The organism is Lachnospira hominis (ex Hitch et al. 2025) (assembly GCF_040096395.1).
Taxonomy (GTDB): domain Bacteria; phylum Bacillota; class Clostridia; order Lachnospirales; family Lachnospiraceae; genus Lachnospira; species Lachnospira hominis.
In genome coordinates this window covers 1-564 of record NZ_JBBMES010000078.1, presented here as the reverse complement: position 1 = coordinate 564, position 564 = coordinate 1, and the positions used below count along the sequence as shown (strand labels likewise).

The following is a 564-nucleotide window of genomic DNA, read 5'->3' as shown; positions in this document are numbered from 1 at the left end:
GTATATCGCTTTGACCTTCATATCAACGCCCATACCTTTGTCCTCCTCTACTTAAACATCTCTGCAAACAATCCCTTCAATACCTTTAACTCATCCTTATCCAGCTCGATTGCAAATTCATTGTCGATTGCTTGTTTTTCGCATTTATCCTTTTTCTTTGCAATCTTACGCACCACACGAAGAAGCACATAGCACTCCTTGGACTTTGCAATGCTCTGTTTAAAGGTCAGCTCATCCTCATCGACTGACTTCTGTGTCTGATAGATAATCTCTTTTATCTTATCATTGATACCATCTACTTCCTCAATGGAAATAATAACGGATGCCTTAGAAGCACCCGATCTGTCCCACTCCTTATGAAGTTCCTTTACTAAAAACTCCATGTTCTTAATTACTGTTGTTGAATCACTTTTCATCTTGCTTTTCCTCCGTTTTCTTTTAATGAAGAAGGGAGCTGACCTTCGCTGATAGGCGCAAAATCTACTCCCTTCATGTCCTCTGCTCCAAGGACTATCTGCTCTGCATAATACATATCCATTGCCTTATTGATGGCATCGTCAAGCG

At 40.4% G+C, this 564-nt stretch carries 1 protein-coding gene; it reads right to left on the bottom strand.

What is annotated here, in order from left to right:
- Positions 1 to 47 precede the first annotated feature (47 nt).
- On the bottom strand, positions 48 to 416 hold the full coding sequence (locus WMO38_RS15170) for a hypothetical protein (RefSeq protein WP_118540719.1): 369 nt from the start codon (positions 414 to 416) through the stop codon (positions 48 to 50).
- Between the last annotated feature and the right edge of the window lie 148 nt (positions 417 to 564).

What these genes read in the sequence shown, in the direction of transcription:
- WMO38_RS15170 (WP_118540719.1), bottom strand. Translation starts at nt 416, where the DNA reads ATGAAAAGTGATTCAACAACAGTAATTAAGAACATGGAGTTTTTAGTA.